At 72.1% G+C, this 19,557-nt stretch carries 19 protein-coding genes; 3 read left to right on the top strand and 16 right to left on the bottom strand.

The window, feature by feature from the left end:
- Nucleotides 1-21 precede the first annotated feature (21 nt).
- Genes GH747_RS13345 through GH747_RS13335 form a run of 3 tightly spaced genes read right to left on the bottom strand, consistent with a single transcriptional unit; the run spans nt 22 to nt 3,026 of the window.
- On the bottom strand, nt 22-687 hold the full coding sequence (locus GH747_RS13345) for a response regulator (RefSeq protein WP_205602939.1): 666 nt from the start codon (nt 685-687) through the stop codon (nt 22-24).
- Complete coding sequence (locus tag GH747_RS13340; RefSeq protein ID WP_149770113.1) at nt 684-2,003, bottom strand: sensor histidine kinase; 1,320 nt, start codon at nt 2,001-2,003, stop codon at nt 684-686. The genes GH747_RS13345 and GH747_RS13340 overlap by 4 nt, the downstream gene beginning before the upstream one ends.
- 60 nt (nt 2,004-2,063) lie before the next feature.
- Entirely contained in the window at nt 2,064-3,026 is a 963-nt protein-coding gene (locus GH747_RS13335; RefSeq protein WP_149770112.1) for a threonine ammonia-lyase, read from the bottom strand.
- Nucleotides 3,027-3,086: 60 nt separating this feature from the next.
- Here GH747_RS13335 and GH747_RS13330 point away from each other — a divergent pair, with 60 nt between their 5' ends.
- Nucleotides 3,087-3,344 carry a PLD nuclease N-terminal domain-containing protein gene (locus GH747_RS13330; RefSeq protein ID WP_149770111.1) on the top strand — a complete coding sequence of 86 codons (258 nt, stop codon included), beginning with the start codon at nt 3,087-3,089 and terminating at the stop codon, nt 3,342-3,344.
- Nucleotides 3,345-3,368: 24 nt separating this feature from the next.
- Here the strand turns inward: GH747_RS13330 and ccsB are convergent, their stop codons facing one another.
- From ccsB to hemL, 6 genes are read right to left on the bottom strand one after another with little or no spacing between them, the layout of a single operon-like run.
- On the bottom strand, nt 3,369-4,346 hold the full coding sequence (ccsB, locus tag GH747_RS13325) for a c-type cytochrome biogenesis protein CcsB (RefSeq protein WP_149770110.1): 978 nt from the start codon (nt 4,344-4,346) through the stop codon (nt 3,369-3,371).
- Nucleotides 4,343-6,025, bottom strand: coding sequence for a cytochrome c biogenesis protein ResB (resB, locus tag GH747_RS13320; RefSeq protein ID WP_149770109.1), 1,683 nt, complete (start codon nt 6,023-6,025; stop codon nt 4,343-4,345). The genes ccsB and resB overlap by 4 nt, the downstream gene beginning before the upstream one ends.
- On the bottom strand, nt 5,995-6,756 hold the full coding sequence (locus GH747_RS13315; RefSeq protein ID WP_149770108.1) for a cytochrome c biogenesis CcdA family protein: 762 nt from the start codon (nt 6,754-6,756) through the stop codon (nt 5,995-5,997). The genes resB and GH747_RS13315 overlap by 31 nt, the downstream gene beginning before the upstream one ends.
- Complete coding sequence (locus GH747_RS13310) at nt 6,756-7,337, bottom strand: TlpA family protein disulfide reductase (protein WP_149770107.1); 582 nt, start codon at nt 7,335-7,337, stop codon at nt 6,756-6,758. The genes GH747_RS13315 and GH747_RS13310 overlap by 1 nt, the downstream gene beginning before the upstream one ends.
- A complete protein-coding gene (locus tag GH747_RS13305) occupies nt 7,334-7,990 on the bottom strand; it encodes a histidine phosphatase family protein (RefSeq protein ID WP_149770106.1) in 657 nt (218 codons plus the stop codon). The genes GH747_RS13310 and GH747_RS13305 overlap by 4 nt, the downstream gene beginning before the upstream one ends.
- A gap of 26 nt (nt 7,991-8,016) precedes the next feature.
- Complete coding sequence (hemL, locus tag GH747_RS13300; RefSeq protein ID WP_149770105.1) at nt 8,017-9,330, bottom strand: glutamate-1-semialdehyde 2,1-aminomutase; 1,314 nt, start codon at nt 9,328-9,330, stop codon at nt 8,017-8,019.
- A gap of 273 nt (nt 9,331-9,603) precedes the next feature.
- On the opposite strand from hemL, the gene GH747_RS13295 reads away from it, so the two are divergent.
- Nucleotides 9,604-10,968, top strand: coding sequence for a lytic transglycosylase domain-containing protein (locus GH747_RS13295; RefSeq protein ID WP_163695612.1), 1,365 nt, complete (start codon nt 9,604-9,606; stop codon nt 10,966-10,968).
- Between the two features lie 15 nt (nt 10,969-10,983).
- Here GH747_RS13295 and hemB read toward each other — a convergent pair whose 3' ends face one another.
- The 7 genes from hemB to GH747_RS13260 form a co-directional block, all read right to left on the bottom strand.
- A complete protein-coding gene (hemB, locus tag GH747_RS13290; RefSeq protein WP_194842914.1) occupies nt 10,984-11,961 on the bottom strand; it encodes a porphobilinogen synthase in 978 nt (325 codons plus the stop codon).
- Nucleotides 11,961-13,637, bottom strand: a complete 1,677-nt coding sequence (cobA, locus tag GH747_RS13285) for a uroporphyrinogen-III C-methyltransferase (protein ID WP_149770102.1) — start codon at nt 13,635-13,637, stop codon at nt 11,961-11,963. The genes hemB and cobA overlap by 1 nt, the downstream gene beginning before the upstream one ends.
- Nucleotides 13,638-13,680: 43 nt before the next feature.
- On the bottom strand, nt 13,681-14,604 hold the full coding sequence (gene hemC / locus GH747_RS13280) for a hydroxymethylbilane synthase (protein WP_149770101.1): 924 nt from the start codon (nt 14,602-14,604) through the stop codon (nt 13,681-13,683).
- On the bottom strand, nt 14,601-15,932 hold the full coding sequence (locus GH747_RS13275) for a glutamyl-tRNA reductase (protein ID WP_149770100.1): 1,332 nt from the start codon (nt 15,930-15,932) through the stop codon (nt 14,601-14,603). The genes hemC and GH747_RS13275 overlap by 4 nt, the downstream gene beginning before the upstream one ends.
- Nucleotides 15,929-16,642, bottom strand: a complete 714-nt coding sequence (locus tag GH747_RS13270) for a redox-sensing transcriptional repressor Rex (protein ID WP_228552921.1) — start codon at nt 16,640-16,642, stop codon at nt 15,929-15,931. Before GH747_RS13270 ends, GH747_RS13275 begins: the two co-directional genes overlap by 4 nt.
- A gap of 149 nt (nt 16,643-16,791) precedes the next feature.
- Nucleotides 16,792-17,049 carry a glutaredoxin family protein gene (locus GH747_RS13265; RefSeq protein WP_149770099.1) on the bottom strand — a complete coding sequence of 86 codons (258 nt, stop codon included), beginning with the start codon at nt 17,047-17,049 and terminating at the stop codon, nt 16,792-16,794.
- Nucleotides 17,046-18,617, bottom strand: coding sequence for an AMP-binding protein (locus GH747_RS13260; RefSeq protein WP_149770098.1), 1,572 nt, complete (start codon nt 18,615-18,617; stop codon nt 17,046-17,048). The genes GH747_RS13265 and GH747_RS13260 overlap by 4 nt, the downstream gene beginning before the upstream one ends.
- 61 nt (nt 18,618-18,678) lie before the next feature.
- Between GH747_RS13260 and GH747_RS13255 the strand changes: the two genes are divergently transcribed.
- Nucleotides 18,679-19,557, top strand: coding sequence for an HAD family hydrolase (locus tag GH747_RS13255; RefSeq protein ID WP_377036118.1), 879 nt, complete (start codon nt 18,679-18,681; stop codon nt 19,555-19,557).

The raw sequence follows: 19,557 nt of genomic DNA, 5'->3' as shown, positions 1-19,557 counted from the left end.
GTCATACCGTGGTCGCACGCGTCAGGTCGCCGGCCGCACCAGCCCGGCGTCGTACGCGAGGACGACGAGCTGGACGCGGTCACGGCTGCCGGTCTTGGAGAGCAGCCTCCCCACGTGGGTCTTCACGGTCGGCTCCGCCACGACCAGGCGGGCAGCGATCTCCGGGTTGGTCAGCCCCTGCGCGACCAGGAGCAGGACCTCCCGCTCCCGGTCGGTCAGGGTCGCGAGCCGTGGCTCCTGGGGCGGTTCACCGCCCGGCAGCTGGTCGGCGAACCGGTCGAGCAGCCGCCGGGTCGCGCTGGGCGCCACGACGGCCTCGCCGCGGTGCACGTCGCGGATCGCGGCCAGCAGGACCTCGGGCGGGGTGTCCTTGAGGAGGAACGCCGACGCGCCGGCCCGCAGGCCGTTGTGGACGTACTCGTCGAGGTCGAACGTCGTCAGGACCACGATGCGCGCCTTGATCCCCCGCGCCGTGAGCGCCCGCGTCGCCGCGACGCCGTCGAGGCGGGGCATCCGGACGTCCATGAGCACCACGTCGGCGGCGGTGACCGAGAGCCGCTCCACCGCCTCGAGACCGTCGGCCGCCTCACCGACGACCTCCATGTCCGGCTGGGAGTCGACGAGCATCCGGAACCCTGCCCGGACGAGCTGCTGGTCGTCGACGATGAAGATCCGCAGGGTGCTCACAGCTGCTCCGAGTCGTACGGGGCTTGTCGGACAGGGCGCGGCTCCGCCGGGCTCGGCTCAGCCGGGCTCGGCGCGGGCGGGGTCGGCTCCGCCGGGCTCGGCGCGGGCGGGTTCGGCGCGGCCGGGCTCTGCTGAATAGGGCTCTGCTGCATAGGGACGTGGGCCTCCACACGGAATCCACCGCCGGTCAGCGGGCCCGCGTCGACGGTGCCGGCATGGATCGCGATGCGCTCCCGGATGCCCCGGATGCCGTGACCACCGCGCTGAGCCGCGGGCGCCCCCGCCGGGACGGACCGGCCTCCGTCGTCCTCGACGCGGACCAGCACGTGGTCGCCCGCGACGGCCAGCTGGACCCGGGCGCGGACACCGGGACCCGCGTGCTTGAGCGTGTTGGTGAGCGCCTCCTGGACGACGCGGTACACCGTGAGCCCCGACGCCGTGTCGACGCGTCCCAGGTCGCCGTGGGACTCGAGCCGTACGTCGAGACCACTGTCGCGGACCTGCTGGATGAGCGTCGGGACGTCGGCAGCGGTCGGCATCGGCGCACGCAGCGTCGCCTCGTCGCCGTCGTCCACCTCCTCGCGCAGCAGGCCGAGCAGCCTCCGCATCTCAGCGAGGGACTGGCGGGAGGTCTGCGAGATGGTCTCCAGCGTCTCGGCCGCCACCTCGGGACGGGTCCGCGACGCGTACAGCGCACCGTCGGCCTGTACGACGATCACCGACAGGCTGTGCGCCACGACGTCGTGCATCTCGCGGGCGATGCGGGCACGCTCGGCGGCGGCCGCGATCTGCGCCTGCTGGGCGGCGTCGCGCTCGAGCTGGCGGGCGCGCTCCTCCAGGCCGGCGACGTACTCGCGGCGGGTCCGCAGGTACGCGCCGAACGACCACGGGGCGAGCACGACCAGGCACATCATGACGACGGTCGCGACGGCGCTCGACTCGGGTGAGTCGCGGTACCAGTCGAGGGTGGAGAGCAGCGCGCCCAGGAAGCCGACGCCGAGTCCGGCGCGGCGTGCCCACAACGGACCGTGCGCGGCGATCGCGTACAACGACAGCAGCAGCGCGACGTCGGCGTAGTACGGGACGTCGGTGATCACCAGCTGCCCGGCCAGCAGGGCGGCCACGGCCGCGAACGACGCGACCGGCGCCGTACGACGCCAGGCCAGCGGAAGGAAGATGAGCATCTGGTACGCGGCGTCGATGCGGCTGCCGCCCTCCCCCAACGCGAAGGGGACGAGCGGGAGGACAAGCACGATCGTGAGGATCACGTCGACCTCGAACGGGTGCGTGCGCGTCCACGCTGTCCAGGTCCTCATCTCGCCAGCGTAGGCGTCGCCCGCCGCTCACCCATCAGACCAGGGTCTGATCCTGCGGCGTCACACGAGCCGCGCGAGCACCTCGGGGTCGATGTTCGCGCCGGAGGCGATCGCCACCGCGACCCCGCCGCCGACCTCGACCCGGTCGTGCAGGAGTGCAGCCGCGGCGACGGCGCCGCTGGCCTCCACGACCAGCCGGGCGCCTCGGACGACCGTGCCGACGGCGGTGAGGATCTCGTCCTCGGACACCGTGACGACGTCGTCGACGAACGCGGCGATGTGGTCCCAGTTGAGCAGCCCCACCGAGTCCGTGCGCAGCCCGTCGGCGACCGTCCGCTGCGTGTCGGCGACCGGCCACACCCGACGCTCCCCCGCCGCCCATCCCTCGGCGAGGTCGCCAGCGAGCTCCGGCTCGACCGCGATGACCCGGACGTCGGGACGCAGCGCCTTCACCGCTGCCGCGATGCCGCTGACGAGCCCGCCACCGCTGACCGGGACCACGACCACGTCGAGGTCGGCGACCTGCTCGACGATCTCCAGCCCGACCGTGCCCTGGCCGGCGATGACCCGCGCGTCGTCGTACGGAGGGATCAGCTCGGCGCCCGTGTCGGAGGCGATCTGCTCGGCCCGCTGCAGACGCTCCTCCGGCGGGACGCGGACGATCTCGGCACCCCACCGCGCGGTCGCGTCGACCTTGACGTCCGGAGCGTTCTCGGGGATCACGATGGTGGCGTGGACCCCCGCCACCTTCGCGGCGTACGCGACCGCCTGGGCGTGGTTGCCCGACGAGTGGGACACGACGCCGGCGCGCCGCTGGTCGTCGTCGAGGAGCGCGATGGCGTTCGTCGCACCCCGGAGCTTGAACGCGCCGGTGGCCTGCAGGCCCTCCGCCTTCACCAGGAACGGGACGGTCCCGTCGGCGGTCACCAGGGGCACGACCGGGGTCCGCAGGCACGTGGCGGCGATGCGCTCGGCGGCGGCGCGGATGTCGTCGACGGACACGAGGGCACGGGAGTCGCTCATGCCACCACCCTAGGTCGACGTCCGCCCTCGTCGCTTCGTTCGCGCAGGTAGGGTGAGGACATGGGGAAGGCGATACCGATCATCATCGTCATCGCGCTCGCGGTGTACGCGTTGTTCGACGTGATCGCCACGCCGCGGGACCGCGTCAGATACCTGCCGAAGCCGCTGTGGGTGCTGGTGGTCCTGGTGCCGGCGATCGGCGTCGCTGCGTGGCTCGTGTTCGGCAAGGTCCGCACGAAGCCGGCCGGTCCTCCGCGTCCGCAGCGCCCGATCGCTCGTGGCCCCGACGACGACCCGGACTTCCTCCGCGGCCTCTGACCCGCCGTACGCCGCGGGCCGGGGCTACTTCGCGTAGGAGTGCAGGCCCGGGAAGAACAGGTTCACGCCGACGAAGTTGAACAGGAACGTGGCGAACGCGATCAGCGACAGGATCGCTGCGGCCTTGCCCTTCCAGCCGGCGGTCGCCCGGGCGTGGAGGTATCCGGCGTACGCGACCCAGGTGATGAACGCCCACACCTCCTTGGGGTCCCAGCCCCAGGGGCGGCCCCACGCGTGCTCGGCCCAGATCGGCCCCGAGATCAGCGCCGCGAACGTCCAGACGGGGAACGAGAACGCCGTCACGCGGTACGCGAGCTGGTCCATCGAGGCCGCGCTCGGGAGGCGGCTCAGGTAGCCCTTGGCACCGCCCCGCGCGTCGGCGCGGGTGCGCAGCAGGTACAGCACCGACGCGCCGGCACCGACGAGGAACCCGGCGCCCGCCACCATCGCGGAGATGACGTGGATGACCAGCCAGTACGAGTCGAGCGCGGGCACCAGCGGACCTGCGGGGACGTAGACGGTCATCGACAGGCCGAGCACGACCACGGCGAACCCGAGCACGATCGGCGCGAGCCAGCGCACCTTCATCAGCACGTCCATCACCAGGTAGCCGCCAAGGACGACGCAGATGCCGGTGGTCGCGAACTCGTACATGTTGCCCCACGGCACGCGCTCGGCCGCGAGGCCACGCGCCACGACCGCCGCGAGGAGCACGAGGAAGCCGAGCACGGTCAGGGAGAACGCGATCCTGCCGAACAGGTCGGAACGCTCCTCGGCCGCCTCCCGGTCGGCGCTCGACGGCCCGTCGACCGCGGGAGCGTTGCTCGAGGCGGAGCCGCCGCCCACGAGGGCGGGCTCGGCCGCCGCCACCGCGCGCTCGACGCGGACGGCCTTCGAGCCGAACGCCCACTGCGCCACCGACGCCAGCCAGGCGAGCGCGAGGACGGCGGTCGCCGCCGCCACCGCGTTGTTGGAGAAGTTCGCCCAGTCCTCGAGTGTCATCCCTCGTCCTTCTTCGGCGGCTCTGCCTCCGACGCCGTGTCGTAGTCGTTGCCAGTATGCCCCGTGCGCTCCGCGAGCCGCGCGGCCAGGTCGTCCACGCTCTGAGCGACGTCGCTGCGCGGCACCCGGTCGAGCGCAGCGATCTCCACGACGGTCACGCCGTCGTCACGGCGCCGGGCGCGCACCCACGTACGGCGGGGGCGGATCGTCAGCGACAGGACCAGGCCGAGCACGCCGATCGAGACGCCCCACAGCGGGATCATCACGCCCGGCTGGGCGCTGAACTGGAACCGCGCGAACTGCCGCAGCTCCACGAACTCGATCGAGCCCATGCCATCGGGCAGGTCGGCCGACTGGCCGGGCGACAGCATGAGCCGCAGCGGCTTGCCGTCATCGCCCAGGAACTGCGTGAGGCCGTCCTTGTCGAGCACGTAGACCGACTGCGACTCGCCACCGTCGAGGCCCAGGTCGCCGTAGTAGGCGAAGAGGCCGAGCAGCGGGTTCGCTGCGGCAGGGTGGGCCGACACCGGGATCTCGTCCTCGCCGAACGAGACGGCCGTCGGCAGGAAGAAGCCCTGGAAGCCGAGCTGCTCCGGGCGTGCGTCGGCGACCTTGACGACGCCGTTCGAGGTGTAGGTCGCGTCCGCCGGCAGGAACGGCACGGCATCCTCGAACACCACGCGGCCCTTGCCGTCGCGGACACGGATCACGGGGGCGTACCCCGAGCCGACGAGGTACGCGGAGGCGCCGTCGACGCGCAGCGGGTGGTTGACCTTCACCTCGAAGGGGCGCGGCTCCTCCCCTGGCGCGTCGATCACGGTGCCGGTCGCCGAGAAGCTGCGCGGCGCACCGCGCTGCGGCCCGTCGAGCTCGAACGTCGCCTCGAGGTTGTCGAGGGTCAGCGAGAACGGCGGAAGGTCGTCGGTGTCGAACAGCCCGCCGGACGTGAACTCGTCGAACTGCGTCAGGGTGTTGGAGAAGCCCTTGCCCTCGGCCACGATGGCGCTGCCGCGGTAGCCGAGCAGGCTCATCGACGCGACGCCGACGAGCACGACCACCAGGCTCACGTGGAAGACGAGGTTGCCGAACTCGCGCAGGTAGCCCTTCTCGGCGCGGACCTCGCCCTCCACCACGGCGCCGTCGTCGGTCACGGTGACGGTGTCCTTGCGGGCGAGACCGAGCGTGGCGCCCGCGGCGGCCAGCACGGTCTCGACGTCGGCCTCGGTCTCGTACGTCGCGGAGGCCGGCAGCCGGGAGAAGTTGCGGGGAGCCTTGGGCGGTCGGGCCCGCAGCGCGCGGGAGTACACAGCGACCCGCGGGAGGATGCAGCCGATCAGCGAGACCATCAGCAGGATGTAGATCGCGCTGAACCATACCGACGTGTACACGTGGAACGCGCCGAGCCGGTCGAGGACCGGGGCGAGGTCGGGGTGACGCTCGAAGTACGCCTGGACGGCCCGCTGGTCGACCGAGCGCTGCGGCACGATCGAGCCGGGCACCGCCGCGAGCGCGAGGAGGAGCAGCAGGAACAGCGCCGTGCGCATCGAGGTCAGCTGCCGCCACGCCCAGCGCAGGGTCTCGAGGAACGAGAGCGCGGGCGCAGCGCCGCCACGTCCCTTGTTGGTCGGAGCCCGTCGGTCGTCCGCCATCACACCACCGGCCTGAAGGAGCCGACCCATGAGGTCAGCTCGACCATCAGCTGCCCCCACAGCCCTGTCACGAGCAGCACGCCGACGACGACGAGCAGCCCACCACCGACGAGCGAGATCGCGCGCTGGTGGCGGCGCACCCACATCGTCGCTCGCGCGAACCGGCTGAACGCCAGCGCCGCGAGCAGGAACGGGATGCCGAGCCCGACGCAGTAGACGAAGGTCAGGAACGCGCCGCGTCCCGCCGTCCCCTCGGTGTACGCGAGCCCGAGGACCGCGCCGAGCGCGGGCCCGATGCACGGCGTCCACCCGATCGCGAACAGCACGCCGAGCAGAGGCGCGACCGCGAGGCCCACCGACGGCACCGCGTGGATCCGGACGTCGCGCTGCAGCAGCGGCACGAACCCCATGAACGCGAGACCGAGCAGGATCACGACGATGCCCATCACGATCGAGATCGGGCGCTCGTACGCCCTCAGCTCGAGGCCGATCGAGCCGAAGAGCACCCCGTACGAGACGAACACCGCACTGAAGCCCAGGACGAAGAGGGCCGCGCCGGCGAAGAGCCGACCCCGCTGGCGTACGGACTTCTCGTCGGCCGCGACCTCGGCGGCCGTCATGCCGGACACGTACGAGAGGTAGCCGGGCAGCAGCGGCACGACGCACGGCGAGAAGAACGAGACGAGGCCGGCGAGCAACGCCACCGCTGCGGCCACCACCAGGGAGCCGGACTCGACGGCCGTGACCGACCAGTCACCCATCAGACGGCCCCCGCGTCCTCGATCAGTCCGCGGAGCGTCGACTCGTCGACCGAGCCGAGGACGCGCGCGGCCACCGTGCCGTCGGGTGCGACGACCCACGTCGTCGGCACCGCCATCGACGGGAGGCTGTCGCGGAAGCCCAGCACGGCCTGGCCGCTGCTGTCGTAGATCGACGGATAGGTGATGCCGAAGTTCTCGTCGTACGCGAGCGCCGCCGCGCGCGAGTCACGGATGTTGATGCCGAGGAACTGCACGTCGTCGCCGGTGTCGGCGTCGACCGCGGCGAACGCCGGGGCCTCGACGCGACAGTCGGCGCACCACGACCCCCACACGTTGACGACGACCGTCTTGCCAGCGAAGTCCGAGAGCGCGACCGGTTCGCCCTCGAGGGACTCGCCCGACAGGTCGGGTGCGGGCTTGCGCTCGGACACCTCCGGGACGGTGATGCTGCCGTCGCCGGCGACGTACCCGCCCGTCGTCTCGTCCGCCTGCGTCGTCGACGAGCAGCCGGCGAGCAGCGCCACCGCGGCGACGGAGGCGATCAGGCGCGCGCCGAGGCGGCGGGGGGTCGTCCGGCTCATGCGCCGCCGACGAACTTCTTGCGCAGCTTCGCGGGGATCAGGTCGCCCGCCGGCTCGTTGTAGGCGACGGCGACCGGCACGTCGCCGTCGTAGGTCACCGAGGTGACGCTGGCGAGCGAGCACTCCCGCTTGCGCGGGTCGTGCAGGTAGCGCCGGCGCTCCACGGTCAGGCGCGCGACCCACACCGGCAGCTGGTGCGAGACGATCACCGCCTCGTGCCCGCGTGCGGCGTCACGGGCGTCCGCCATCGCCTCGAGCATGCGGGCGGCGATCTGGGTGTACGGCTCGCCCCACGACGGCCTCGCCGGGTTGCGCAGCCTCCACCACACCGACGGGTGCCGCAGCGAGCCGTCGCCGACGCCGAAGGTCTTGCCCTCGAACTGGTTGCCGGCCTCGATCACACGAGGGTCGGTCATGACGCTGAGCCCGAGCGTCTTGGCGATCGGCTCCATCGTCTCCTGGGCCCGCTCGAGCGGAGAGGCGACCAGGTGCGTGACGTCCGCGTCGGCGAAGAACTCGGCACCACGCTCGGCCATCTGGCGCCCCAGATCGGAGAGGTGGTAGTCGGGAAGCCGCCCGTAGAGCACGCCGGCGGGGTTGTGCACCTCGCCGTGACGCATCAGGTGGACGATCGTACGGTCGCTGTCGCTCATGCCTTCATTGTCTCCGGTCGTGCTGGTCAGGACTGCATCGCCTGCGCCGCCGCGCGGGCAGCCGGGGCCAGAGCCTGCTCGATCGTGTCGAGGGCGGCCGCGTCGAGGGTGTCGGAGACGAACCACGCCTCGAACGCGCTCGGCGGCAGGTAGACGCCGTGGTCCAGCATCGTGTGGAAGAACGCCTTGTAGGCCTCGGGACTCTGGTCCTGCGCGTCGGCGAAGTTCACCACCGCGTCCGTCCGGCCGAGGAAGACGCTGAACAGGTTGCCGGCACTCTGCACGACGTGCGGCACACCAGCGGCGTCGAGCGCCTTCGTGGCGAGGCCCTGGATCGTGATCGCCAGGGTGTCGAGCCGCGCGTAGACCTCGTCGGTCGCGAGCCTCAGGGTGGTGAGCCCGGCGGTGGTGGCGACGGGGTTCCCCGAGAGCGTGCCGGCCTGGTAGACCGGGCCCTCCGGCGCCAGCTGACGCATGATCTCCTCACGACCGCCGAAGGCAGCAGCCGGGAACCCGCCGCCCATGACCTTGCCGAAGGTCATCAGGTCCGGCGCCCAGCCCTCCTGAGCCCCGTCGAGACCCCAGTGACCGCTCCGGGTCACGCGGAACCCGGTCATCACCTCGTCGGAGATGAACAGGGCCCCGTGCTCGCGGCACGTCGCGGCGAGGAAGGCGTTGAAGCCGGGCAGCGGCGGGACGGCGCCCATGTTGCCCGGCGCGGCCTCGGTGATGACACACGCGATCTGCGCGCCGTGCTCGGCGAACGCCGCAGCGACGGCCTCGCGGTCGTTGTACGGGAGGACGAGGGTCTGGGACGTCGACGCGGACGGGATGCCCGGCGTGCCGGGGAGCCCGAACGTGACGACGCCGGAGCCTGCCTCGACCAGGAGCGCATCGACGTGTCCGTGGTAGCAGCCGGCGAACTTCACGACGAGGTCGCGGCCGGTCCAGCCGCGGGCGAGACGGATCGCCGACATGGTCGCCTCGGTCCCCGACGACACCATGCGGACCAGGTCGACCGGCGTGCGCGCGACGATCTCCTCGGCGAGTGCGACCTCGGGCTCGCTCGGGGTTCCGAAGGAGGTGCCCCGGGCCGCGGCCTCACGGACCGCGTCGATGACCTCCGGGCGGGCATGACCGAGCAGCATCGGACCCCACGACGCGACGAGGTCGACGTACGTGTTGCCGTCCACGTCGGTCAGGGTCGAACCGCTCCCCTCGCGCATGAACCGAGGGGTGCCACCGACGGCGCGGAAGGCGCGGACGGGCGAGTTGACCCCGCCAGGTGACACCGCGCGCGCGCGATCGAAGAGCTGCTGGGAGGTCTCGGAGCCTGACACCCCGCCATTCTCCCTGACCACCCAAGCCACGGCGCACTGGGACGAACGTATGAAGTCCAGGCGAACATCTGGCCCAAACTCCACGAAGAACCCCGGCGGCGTCTACGGTGGAGATCCAGCAGCCCTGACGAGGTTCGTGAGACTGGTGGCCAGAATGCGCCACCTCGCCTAGGGTTGGCGGTGTACCCGTGGAGTCAGAGACGCCGCGGGTCGCCGTTCTGAGTTCGGGCTCACAGGGAGTTGATCGACGAGATGGTGCTGCACGGTCGCAAGGTGGGCTCTTCCACCAAGCGCACGAGCTGGTGGCAGACCGCCGCCGCTCTCGTCCCGTGCGCCATGATCGCCGGTGCCTGGGGCGCCGCCGTGGCCATGCCCGGACAGGCCGGCCCCGTCGACAGCGCCGCCTACTCCGCGTACGCCGAGGAGTCCCCGGAGGTCCCGGTCACCGGACCTCAGCTCGAGGTCTCACCGCTGCAGGACCCGCTCGAGAAGCAGGCCGACAGCAACGTGCTGACGCCCGCGCTCGCCAGCGGCCCGTCCGACATCCCGGCGCCCGCCCTCGCCGCGTACCAGCGCGCCGCCAGCGTGATGGCCGCCACGAAGCCTGAGTGCAAGCTGACGTGGCCGCTCCTCGCCGCGATCGGTCGTGTCGAGTCCAACCACGGCCAGTTCGGCGGCTCGACGGTCACGAGCACCGGCGCGACCACCCGCGCGATCATCGGCATCCCGCTCAACGGCACCAACAACACCGCGAGCATCCCGGACACCGACAAGGGCGCCTGGGACGGCGACACGCAGTGGGACCGCGCCGTGGGTCCGATGCAGTTCATCCCGTCCACGTGGGCGTCGGTCGGCGTGGACGCCGACGGCGATGGCAAGTCCGACCCGAACAACATGAACGACGCCGCGCTCGGCGCCGCCGTCTACCTGTGCGTCGGTGGCCACGACCTGAGCACCGACGCCGGAGCGCGAGCAGCGCTCCTCTCTTACAACCGGTCCACCTCGTACGCCGACCAGGTGCTGACGATCGCACGCTCGTACGCGTCGTCGACCCCGCTCGCGCTGCTCCCGAACCTCCCGTTCCCGACCACCCCGGGTGCGCCGCTCGGCCCGATCGGCACGCAGCCGCCGCTCGGCTCGGTGCCGGGCGGACCGGGAGCAGGCGGCTCGCAGCCGACGCCGCCGGAGGTCATCGGCATCGAGAAGCCCCCGACGCCGAAGCCGATCGACCAGGGCGAGCTCGTCACGAAGCCCAAGCCGAAGCCCACCCCCAAGCCGACTCCGAAGCCGACACCGACTCCGAAGCCGACGCCGACAGACCCCACGGATCCCACGCCGACGGATCCGACACCGACGGACCCGACACCGACCGATCCCACGCCGACGGATCCGACACCGACGGACCCGACGCCCACCGATCCCACGCCGACGCCGACCGATCCCACCACGGATCCGACGACGCAGCCGTCCGGAGAGCCGACGACGGAGCCGCCCTCGGCCCAGCAGAAGGCAGCAGCCTTCTGCGCCGGGCTCGAGGTCAGCGACGCGGTGCGCGCGGCGTGCATCGACGCGTACGTCGCTGCGTACGCCGACGGCGAGGCGGCAGCCGAGAGCGCTGCCCGCGCCGCTGCTGCCTGAGTCGCAGGCTTCAGGTCAGACGAGCCGCGCGGCGTACTCGGCCGCCCAGTAGGTGAGGACGATGTCCGCACCGGCGCGACGGATCGACAGCAAGGTCTCCGCGATCGCCGCGTCCCGGTCGATCCAGCCCTGCGCCGCGGCGGCCTCGACCATCGAGTACTCGCCGGAGATGTTGTAGGCGGCGACCGGCACGTCGACGGCGGCTCGGACGGCGGCCACCACGTCGAGGAAGCCCATCGCCGGCTTCACCATCACGACGTCCGCGCCCTCGGCGACGTCGAGGGCGACCTCACGCAGCGCCTCGCGCCCGTTGGCGGGATCCTGCTGGTACGTCCGCCGGTCACCCTGCAGCGACGACGACACAGCCTCGCGGAACGGTCCGTAGAACGCCGACGCGTACTTCGCGGCGTAGGCGAGCACGCTCGTGTCGACGAGTCCCGCGTCGTCGAGCGCACGCCGGACGACGCCGACCTGGCCGTCCATCATGCCGCTGGGACCGAGCATGTGAGCCCCGGCACGGGCCTGCGCGACCGCCATCTCGGCATAGATCTCGAGGGTCGCGTCGTTGTCCACCCGACCCTCGGCGTCCAGGACACCGCAGTGGCCGTGGTCGGTGAACTCGTCGAGGCACAGGTCGGACATCACGACCAGCGCGTCGCCGACCTCGGCGCGGGCGTCGCGGATCGCGACGTTGAGGATGCCGTCCTCGTCGAGCGCCCCGGAGCCCGTGGCGTCCTTGTGCTCGGGGACACCGAACAGCATCACGCCGCCCAACCCCAGCTCGGCGGCCTCGGCCACGGCCTTGCGGGCGGAGTCGCGGGTGTGCTGGACGACGCCGGGCATGCTGGCGATCGGGCGGGGGTCGGTCAGGCCCTCGGCGACGAACATCGGCAGCACGAGACTGCGCGCCTCCACCGACGTCTCGGACACCATCCGGCGCATCGCCGGCGTGGTGCGGAGGCGACGCGGCCTGACCTCCCCGAATCCCATCATCAGCTCCTGCGACGCGATCCCTTGGTGCGCTGCGACGGCTTCGTCACCGGGTCACCGGCGTCGACCATCGCCTGACGGCGCTGGGCACCGAAGTCCGCCAGCGCCTCCGCGAGGGTGTCGGCCGACGGCGACGGGGCGACCACGTCGACGCGCAGGCCGTGCTCCTCGGCGGTCTGCGCGGTCGCGGGGCCGATGCACGCGATCACGGTGGACGCGTGGGGCTTGCCGGCGATCCCGACGAGGTTGCGCACCGTCGAGCTCGACGTGAAGACGACCGCGTCGAACTTGCCCGACTTGATCGCCTCACGCGTCGGAGCCGGCGGCGGGGCCGCGCGCACCGTGCGGTAGGCGGTCACGTCGTCGACCTCCCAGCCGAGCTCGATCAGGCCGGCCACGAGCTGCTCGGTCGCGATGTCGGCACGCGGCAGGAACACGCGGTTGATCGGGTCGAGGAGCTCGTCGTACGGCGGCCACTCCTCGAGCAGGCCGCGCGAGGACTGCTCCCCGCTCGGGACGAGGTCGGGGCGGATGCCCCAGGCGCTGATCGCCTCAGCGGTCTTCTCACCGACGGCGGCGACCTTCAGCCCGGAGAACGCGCGAGCATCGAGGCCGTACTCGTCGAACTTCTCGCGGACGGCCTTGACGGCGTTCACGCTCGTGAAGGCGACCCACTCGTAGCGTCCCTCGACGAGACCACGGACGGCCTTGTCCATCTGCTGCGGGTTGCGCGGCGGCTCGACGGAGATCGTGGGGACCTCCTCGGAGACCGCGCCGTAGCCGCGGAGGCGGTTCGCGAGCGTCGCCGCCTGCTCCTTGGTGCGGGGGACGAGCACGCGCCAGCCGAACAGCGGCTTCGTCTCGAACCACGACAGCGTCTCGCGCAGGTCGACGACGTCACCGATGACGGTGACGGCCGGCGGGGCCACCTTGGCGGCCTTGGCGTCGGCGGCGACCGCGTCGAGCGTCGACACGAGGGTGGACTGCTCGGTGGTCGTGCCGACACGGGTCATCGCGACCGGCGTCTTCGGGTCCCGGCCGGCCTCGATGAGACCGTTCGCGACGTCCTTGATCGTGTTGACCGCGCTCAGGAGCACGAGGGTCTGGTCACCGGCGTACGGGGCCCAGTCGATCTTGGTCTCCCCCATCCGGATCACGGCGACCTCGCGGTGCGTGCGGGTGGTCAGGGGGATGCCGGCGTACGCGGGGACCGCCGACGCCGAGGACACTCCGGGCACGATCTCGAACGAGATGTTGGCCTTGTCGCAGGCCTGCGCCTCTTCGGGGCCCGAGGCGAAGGTGAAGGGGTCGCCGACGAGCAGACGGACGACGTTCTTGCCGCTCTTGGCGTGCTTGACGACGAGCCGGCCGCGCGCCGCGGGGGTCAGGACCCCGCCGTCCTCGCCGTGACCGCCCTCGACGACCTCCGCACCCTCGGGTGCGAGGTGCGCCTGGTCGGCGGACTCGGTGATCACGACGTCGGCAGCGTCGAGGAGCTCCTTGGCCCGCAGGGTGAGCAGGTTGGCGTCACCCGGTCCGGCGCCGACGAAGCTGACGTGACCGATCGGCCGCACGGTGGCGGTCGGGGTCGCGTCGTCGGCGGCCGCGGCAGGCACGGCCTGCTCCGGCTCGGTCACCTTGCGATTGCGGGTGGCGGTGGTGGTGCTCACTGTTCTCATTCCTCGTCTGCCTCTGGGGTGTTGGGCTCACGGGGGTCGGTGGTCATGGGGCGTCGGCTCGCATCAGCGAGTCAGCGCCCTCGGCGATCATCTCGGCAGCGAGACGTTCGCCGATCCCGGTCGGATCCTGGACGGATCCGGTCGCGGACAGTCGGATGGATGGTGCACCGGAAGGATCTCCGGCAAAGGCCCGCAGCCACAGCTGAAGGGAACCGTCGTCGTCGACGACCTCGGCCCACGCCCCCACGGGAGCCGAGCAACCCGCCTCGAGCGAGGCGAGAAGGCTGCGTTCTGCGGTGACGGCGGCACGGGTCGCGCCGTCGTCGAGGCGGGCGAGCAGACCGGCGACCTCGCGGTCGTCGGATCGGCACTCGCACGCCAAGGCACCCTGGCCGGGTGCCGGGAGTACCTGGAGCGGGTCGAGAAGCTCGGTCGCCTCTTCGATCCTGCCAAGCCGGCGCAAACCGGCGGCGGCGAGCACGACGGCGTCGAGCTCGCCATCACGGACCTTGGAGATCCGCGTGTCTACGTTGCCCCGCAGCCCGACGACCTCGATACCGAGGCCGAGGGCGTTGAGCTGAGCCGTACGGCGTGGCGAACCCGTGCCGACGCGAGAACCGGCCGGCAGCTCGCCGAGGGTCAGGCCGTCGCGGGCGATCACGGCGTCGCGCGGGTCGACGCGCGTCGGCACCGCCGCGAGGAGGATCCCGTCGGCAGCAGCGGTCGGCAGGTCCTTGAGGGAGTGCACCGCGACGTCGACCTCGCCGGCCAGCAGCGCGTCGCGCAGGGCGGACACGAACACGCCGGTGCCGCCGATCTCCGCGAGAGGGCGCGTGTTGCGGTCTCCCTCGGTCGACACGGTCACGAGCTCGGTCTCGACGCCCGTCAGCTCGGTGAGCAGGGCGGCGACCTGGGAGGACTGGGTGGTGGCCAGCGCACTGGCACGGGTCCCGACACGGAGGGTCATGAGGGCTCGCCTCCCGCGACATCGGTCGAGGCCGAGGCTGCCCGGTCGACCGCACTGACGGCGTCGACCGTCCCCGGGTCGAGCGCGAACAGGTCGGCGAGGGCGTTCGCGTACGCCAGCGCGTCGGGCCGTCCTGCCATCTCCTTGATGCGGACGGTGGGCTGGTGCAGCAGCTTGTCGGCGACGCGGCGCACGGTCTGGCGCAGCTCGGCGACGACCTGCGGGTCCACGTCGCGCAGACGCCCCTCGAGGCGCTCGAGCTCGGAGTCGACGACCGACGTGGCCATCGAGCGCAGTGCGACGACGGTGGGGGTCACCTTCGCGACGTGGCGCGCGGACAGGAAGGCGGCCACCTCGCCCGCGACGATCCCGCGAACGGCCTCGACGTCGGCGGCGCCGTGCTCGTCGGTCAGCATCGCCTGGAGCTCGGCGAGCCCGAGGACCATCACGCCCGGGAGGCCCGCCACCTCCTCGTCGATGTCGCGAGGCAGCGCGAGGTCGATCAGGACGTACGGCGTCGTGCGGCCGGCGGTGGCCGCACGGACCTGGTCGATCCCGATCACGGTGCCCGTGGCACCGGTGCAGGAGATCACGAGGTCGGCCTCGCCGAGGGCGTCGGACAGGTCTGCCCAGCGGACGGAGGAGCCGCCGACGCTGGCGGCGAGCCGCTCGGCGCTGGCATCGGTCCGGTTCGCGACGCTCACGTGCGCGACTCCACGGCGGGCGGCCGTCGTCGCGGCGAGCGCCGCCATGGCGCCGGCCCCGACGACGAGCACCCGCATGTCCTCGAGCCGGTGGCCCGACCGGGCGACCGCCTCGAGGGACGCGGCGACCAACGACGGCCCCGCCTTGTCGATGCCGGTCTCGGCGTGACCACGCTTGGCGATGCGCAGCGCCTGCTGGAACAGCAGGTTGAGGGCCGGACCGACGGTCGCATCGTCCTGGCCGCGCTGGAGCGCCGTACGGACCTGGCCCAGGATCTGGCTCTCGCCGACGACCATCGAGTCGAGGCCGGAGGCGACACCGAAGAGGTGGGCCACCGCCGCGTCGTCGTAGTGCACGTAGATGTGGCGGAGCAGGTCGTTGCGGGAGAGCCCGGAGTGCGCGACGAGCAGCTCGGAGATGTCCTCCACGGATCCGTGGAAGCGGTCGGCCTCGACGTAGACCTCGACACGGTTGCAGGTCGAGACGACCAGCGACTCGGTCACGTGGTCGGCGTCGAGCGCGTTCTGGGCGACCTTGGCGATCGCGTCACCGTCCAGCGCGACCCGCTCGAGGACCGAGACGGGCGCGCTGCGGTGGGAGACTCCGACGACCAGGACGCTCACGACTCGACCACCTGTTCGCTCGGCAGACCCTCACGATCCGCACCTGGTGTGCGCTTGCGCTGCTCGTGGTAGGCCAGGATCTGGAGCTCGATCGAGAGGTCGACCTTGCGGACATCGACGCCCTCGGGGACGGTGAGCACGGCCGGGGCGAAGTTGAGGATGCTCGTGACGCCCGCGGCGACGAGCCGGTCCGCGACCGCCTGAGCCGCGTCGCCCGGGGTCGCGATGACGCCGATCGAGCAGCCGCGTTCGACGACCAGCCGGTCGAGCTCGTCGATGTGGGCGATGGCGAGGTCGCCGTGCATCTCACCGACGCGCGAGGCGTCGCCGTCGACGAGGGCGACGATACGGAAGCCGCGCGAGCGGAAGCCGCCGTAGTTGGAGAGCGCCTGGCCCAGGTTGCCGATCCCCACGATGACGACGGCCCAGTCCTGGTTGACGCCGATCTCCCGCGCGATCTGGTAGCGGAGGTACTCCACGTCGTAGCCCACGCCACGGGTGCCATAGGATCCCAGGTACGAGAGGTCCTTGCGGAGCTTCGCCGAGTTGACTCCCGCCGCGGTGGCGAGCTGTTCGGACGAGACCGTCCGCAGCCCGGACTCACCGAGTGCCGTCAGCGCCCGGAGATACACCGGGAGCCGCGCCACCGTTGCCTCGGGGATCCCCGAAGAGGCGGGGCGGCCGTTGGCCTGCGCTCGCAGCTGGTTCACATTGCTCCTGGCACCGCGGTGCGGAATCCGGAAGTTACTGGGGGGTTAACGCCGGTGAACCCGGCGGCTCCACTGTAAGAGCTTGTGAACGTGAGAACAAAATCGAGCGCTGCCCTCGCGGGGTGACTCGGGTCACCCACGACGACCCGTCAGGCGTCCAGCGCCCGCCGCAGTCGCGCAGGGTCCACGCGCCAGAAGTCGTGCTGACGACCGTCGACGAAGGTCACCGGGATCTGCTCCCCGTAGGTCTGCATCAGCTCGGCGTCGCCGCTGATGTCCACCTCGCGCCACGGCGTACCGGTCTCGTCGCAGACCTGCGCCACGAGCGCGACCGCGTCCTCGCACAGGTGGCAGCCCGGCTTGCTGTAGACGACGACACGCTCCGCCGCCCGGGGTCCCGTGGTCATTGCAGTCCCAGCACTCCTCGTCGGGCCTCTGCCGCGCGCAGGCGGCTCTTGGAGATCTCGCCGGTCGTCGTGTGCGGGAGCGAGTCGGTGACGACGATCTCACGCGGCACCTTGAACCGGGCCAGCCGCCCGCGGGCGAACTCGCGCAGCCCCTCGACGAACGCCTCGGGCTCGTCGACGGGGCGGGACGGGACGACGTACGCCCGGACCGCCTCACCGGTCTCGCGGTCCTCCACGCCGACGACCGCGACCTCCATCACCCCGGGAGCGTCCGAGAGCACCTCCTCGACCTCACGCGGGAAGACGTTGAACCCGGACACGATGACGAGCTCGCGGAGCCTGTCGACCAGCGTGAGGTCGCCGTCGGCGTCAAGGATGCCGACGTCGCCGGTCGCAAACCACCCGTCCTCGTCCGGACCGCCGGAGCCGTCGGGCCAGAAGCCGGTCAGCAGGTTGGGGCCCCGCACCCAGATCTCTCCCGGGTCACCCAGCTCCGCGTCCTCGCCGTCCTTGTCGACGAGCCGGAGCTCGACGCCGGTCACGGGCGCACCGACCGACCCCGGCTTGACCAGCGGCCGCCCGAGCGTCGTGGTCACGACGGGTGCGGCCTCGGTGAGGCCGTACCCCTGCTGGAGCTGGTGGCCCGCGGTCGCGCTGAACTCCTCGACGAGGTCGGGCTCGAGGGGAGCGGCACCGCTCAGCACGACACGGACGCCGGCCAGGGCCTCCTGCACTCCCGGCCGCCCGCTCCAGGCCGCGACGACCGGTGGTGCGACCGGCACGACGGTCACCCGCTCCCGCGCGATGACCTCGAGAGTGGCCTCGGGGTCGAAACGGTCGACGAGGACCGACGTGGCCCCCTGGCGTACGGCCTGGCTCAGCACCGCGCTCAGCGCGAACACGTGGAACAGCGGCAGCATGACCACCACGACGTCGTCGGCTTCGATCGCAGGCGGCTCGATCGCCGCGACCTGCTCGAGGTTCGCGAGGAGCGCGCGGTGGCTCAAGACGACGATCCGCTGCTCGGTCGACGTGCCCGAGGTCGACATCAGGAGGGCGGTCGCCTCCGGGTCCTGCGGCGCCGGCGGAAGTCCCCGCGGGCCCGGGCTCACCTGGAGGACGTCGGCGAACGACCGGACCGACGTCGATGGCTCCTCGCCGCTGGCGTGGCCGTCGGCGGCGTCACCGGCGACCACCGTGAGCAACCCTGCACGCGCGAACGCCGGAGCCCACTCGGGGTCGCAGACCACGACGCGTACGCCGGTCGTCGCACAGAGCGCGGTCACCTCGTCGTGCGGCGCGCGCGGGTTCGCGGGGACGACCACGAGGCCCAGCCGGAGGGCGGCGAAGTAGAAGACCGGGAGCTCGATCCGGTTGGACAGGACGAGCGCCACCCGCTGGCCGGCGACGAGTCCTTGGGCCGACAACCACGCCGCCGCGCGCGAGACCTGGGCGTCGAGCACCGCCCACGTCAGGGTCCGGCGCGCGCCGTAGCCCTCCACGAACGCCACGCCATCGGGGGTCTGCTCCGCCTGCTGCCGGACGAGCTCCGCGACGTTCACCGTCATGGCGACGAGTCTCGCACAGCAGACCGCCCGTGCAAGGCCGCATCCTCTGTAGGCTCGTCCCGTGGACCCACACGAGTACCACCGGCCGCGCAACCTCCGGGCACGCTCGATGCTGGCGGGCGAGGCGTCCGCCGCCGCAGCGGAGGTCGAGACCGCGTTCGCGGTGCCGCACGACCCGACCGCCGCCGCGTTCTTCGACGTCGACAACACGGTCATGCAGGGCGCGTCGATCTTCCACCTGGCCCGGGGCCTCTACAAGCGCAAGTTCTTCACGACCCGCGAGCTGGTCGGCGCCGCCTGGAAGCAGGCCTACTTCCGCTTCGCCGGCGTCGAGGACCCCGAGCACGTCGAGTCGGCACGCGCCGCCGCGCTCGCGTTCATCGCCGGGCACCCGGTCAGCGAGCTCGAGCTGGTCGGCAACGAGATCTTCGACGAGACGATGGCCGACAGGATCTGGCCGGGCACCCGCGCGCTCGCCCAGCGTCACCTCGACGAGGGCCAGCACGTGTGGCTCGTCACGGCGGCGCCCGCCGAGATCGCCCGCATCATCGCGCGTCGCCTCGGCCTGACGGGTGCACTGGGGACGGTGGCGGAGTCGGTCGACGGCGTCTACACCGGGCGGCTCGTCGGCGACATGCTGCACGGACCTGCGAAGGCGGAGGCGGTGACCGCCCTCGCACGACAGGAGGGGTACGACCTCGAGCGGTGCTCGGCGTACTCCGACTCGTCCAACGACCTCCCGATGCTGTCGCTCGTCGGGTACCCGTGCGCGGTCAACCCCGATGCGCGGCTGCGCGACCACGCGCGCAAGCACGGGTGGGAGATCCACGACTACCGGACCGGGCGAAAGGCCGCCAAGGCCGGGCTCGTCGGTGCCGCCGTCGCCGGCGCGCTCACGGGCGCGGGGCTCGCCGCCGCACGCGCCCGCCGTCACGAGTGA

Origin of the sequence: Mumia xiangluensis (assembly GCF_010994095.1) — a bacterium.
Classification (GTDB): domain Bacteria; phylum Actinomycetota; class Actinomycetes; order Propionibacteriales; family Nocardioidaceae; genus Mumia; species Mumia xiangluensis.
The sequence above is the reverse complement of the archived record's forward strand: the minus strand, read 5'-3'. Positions and strand labels throughout refer to the sequence as shown.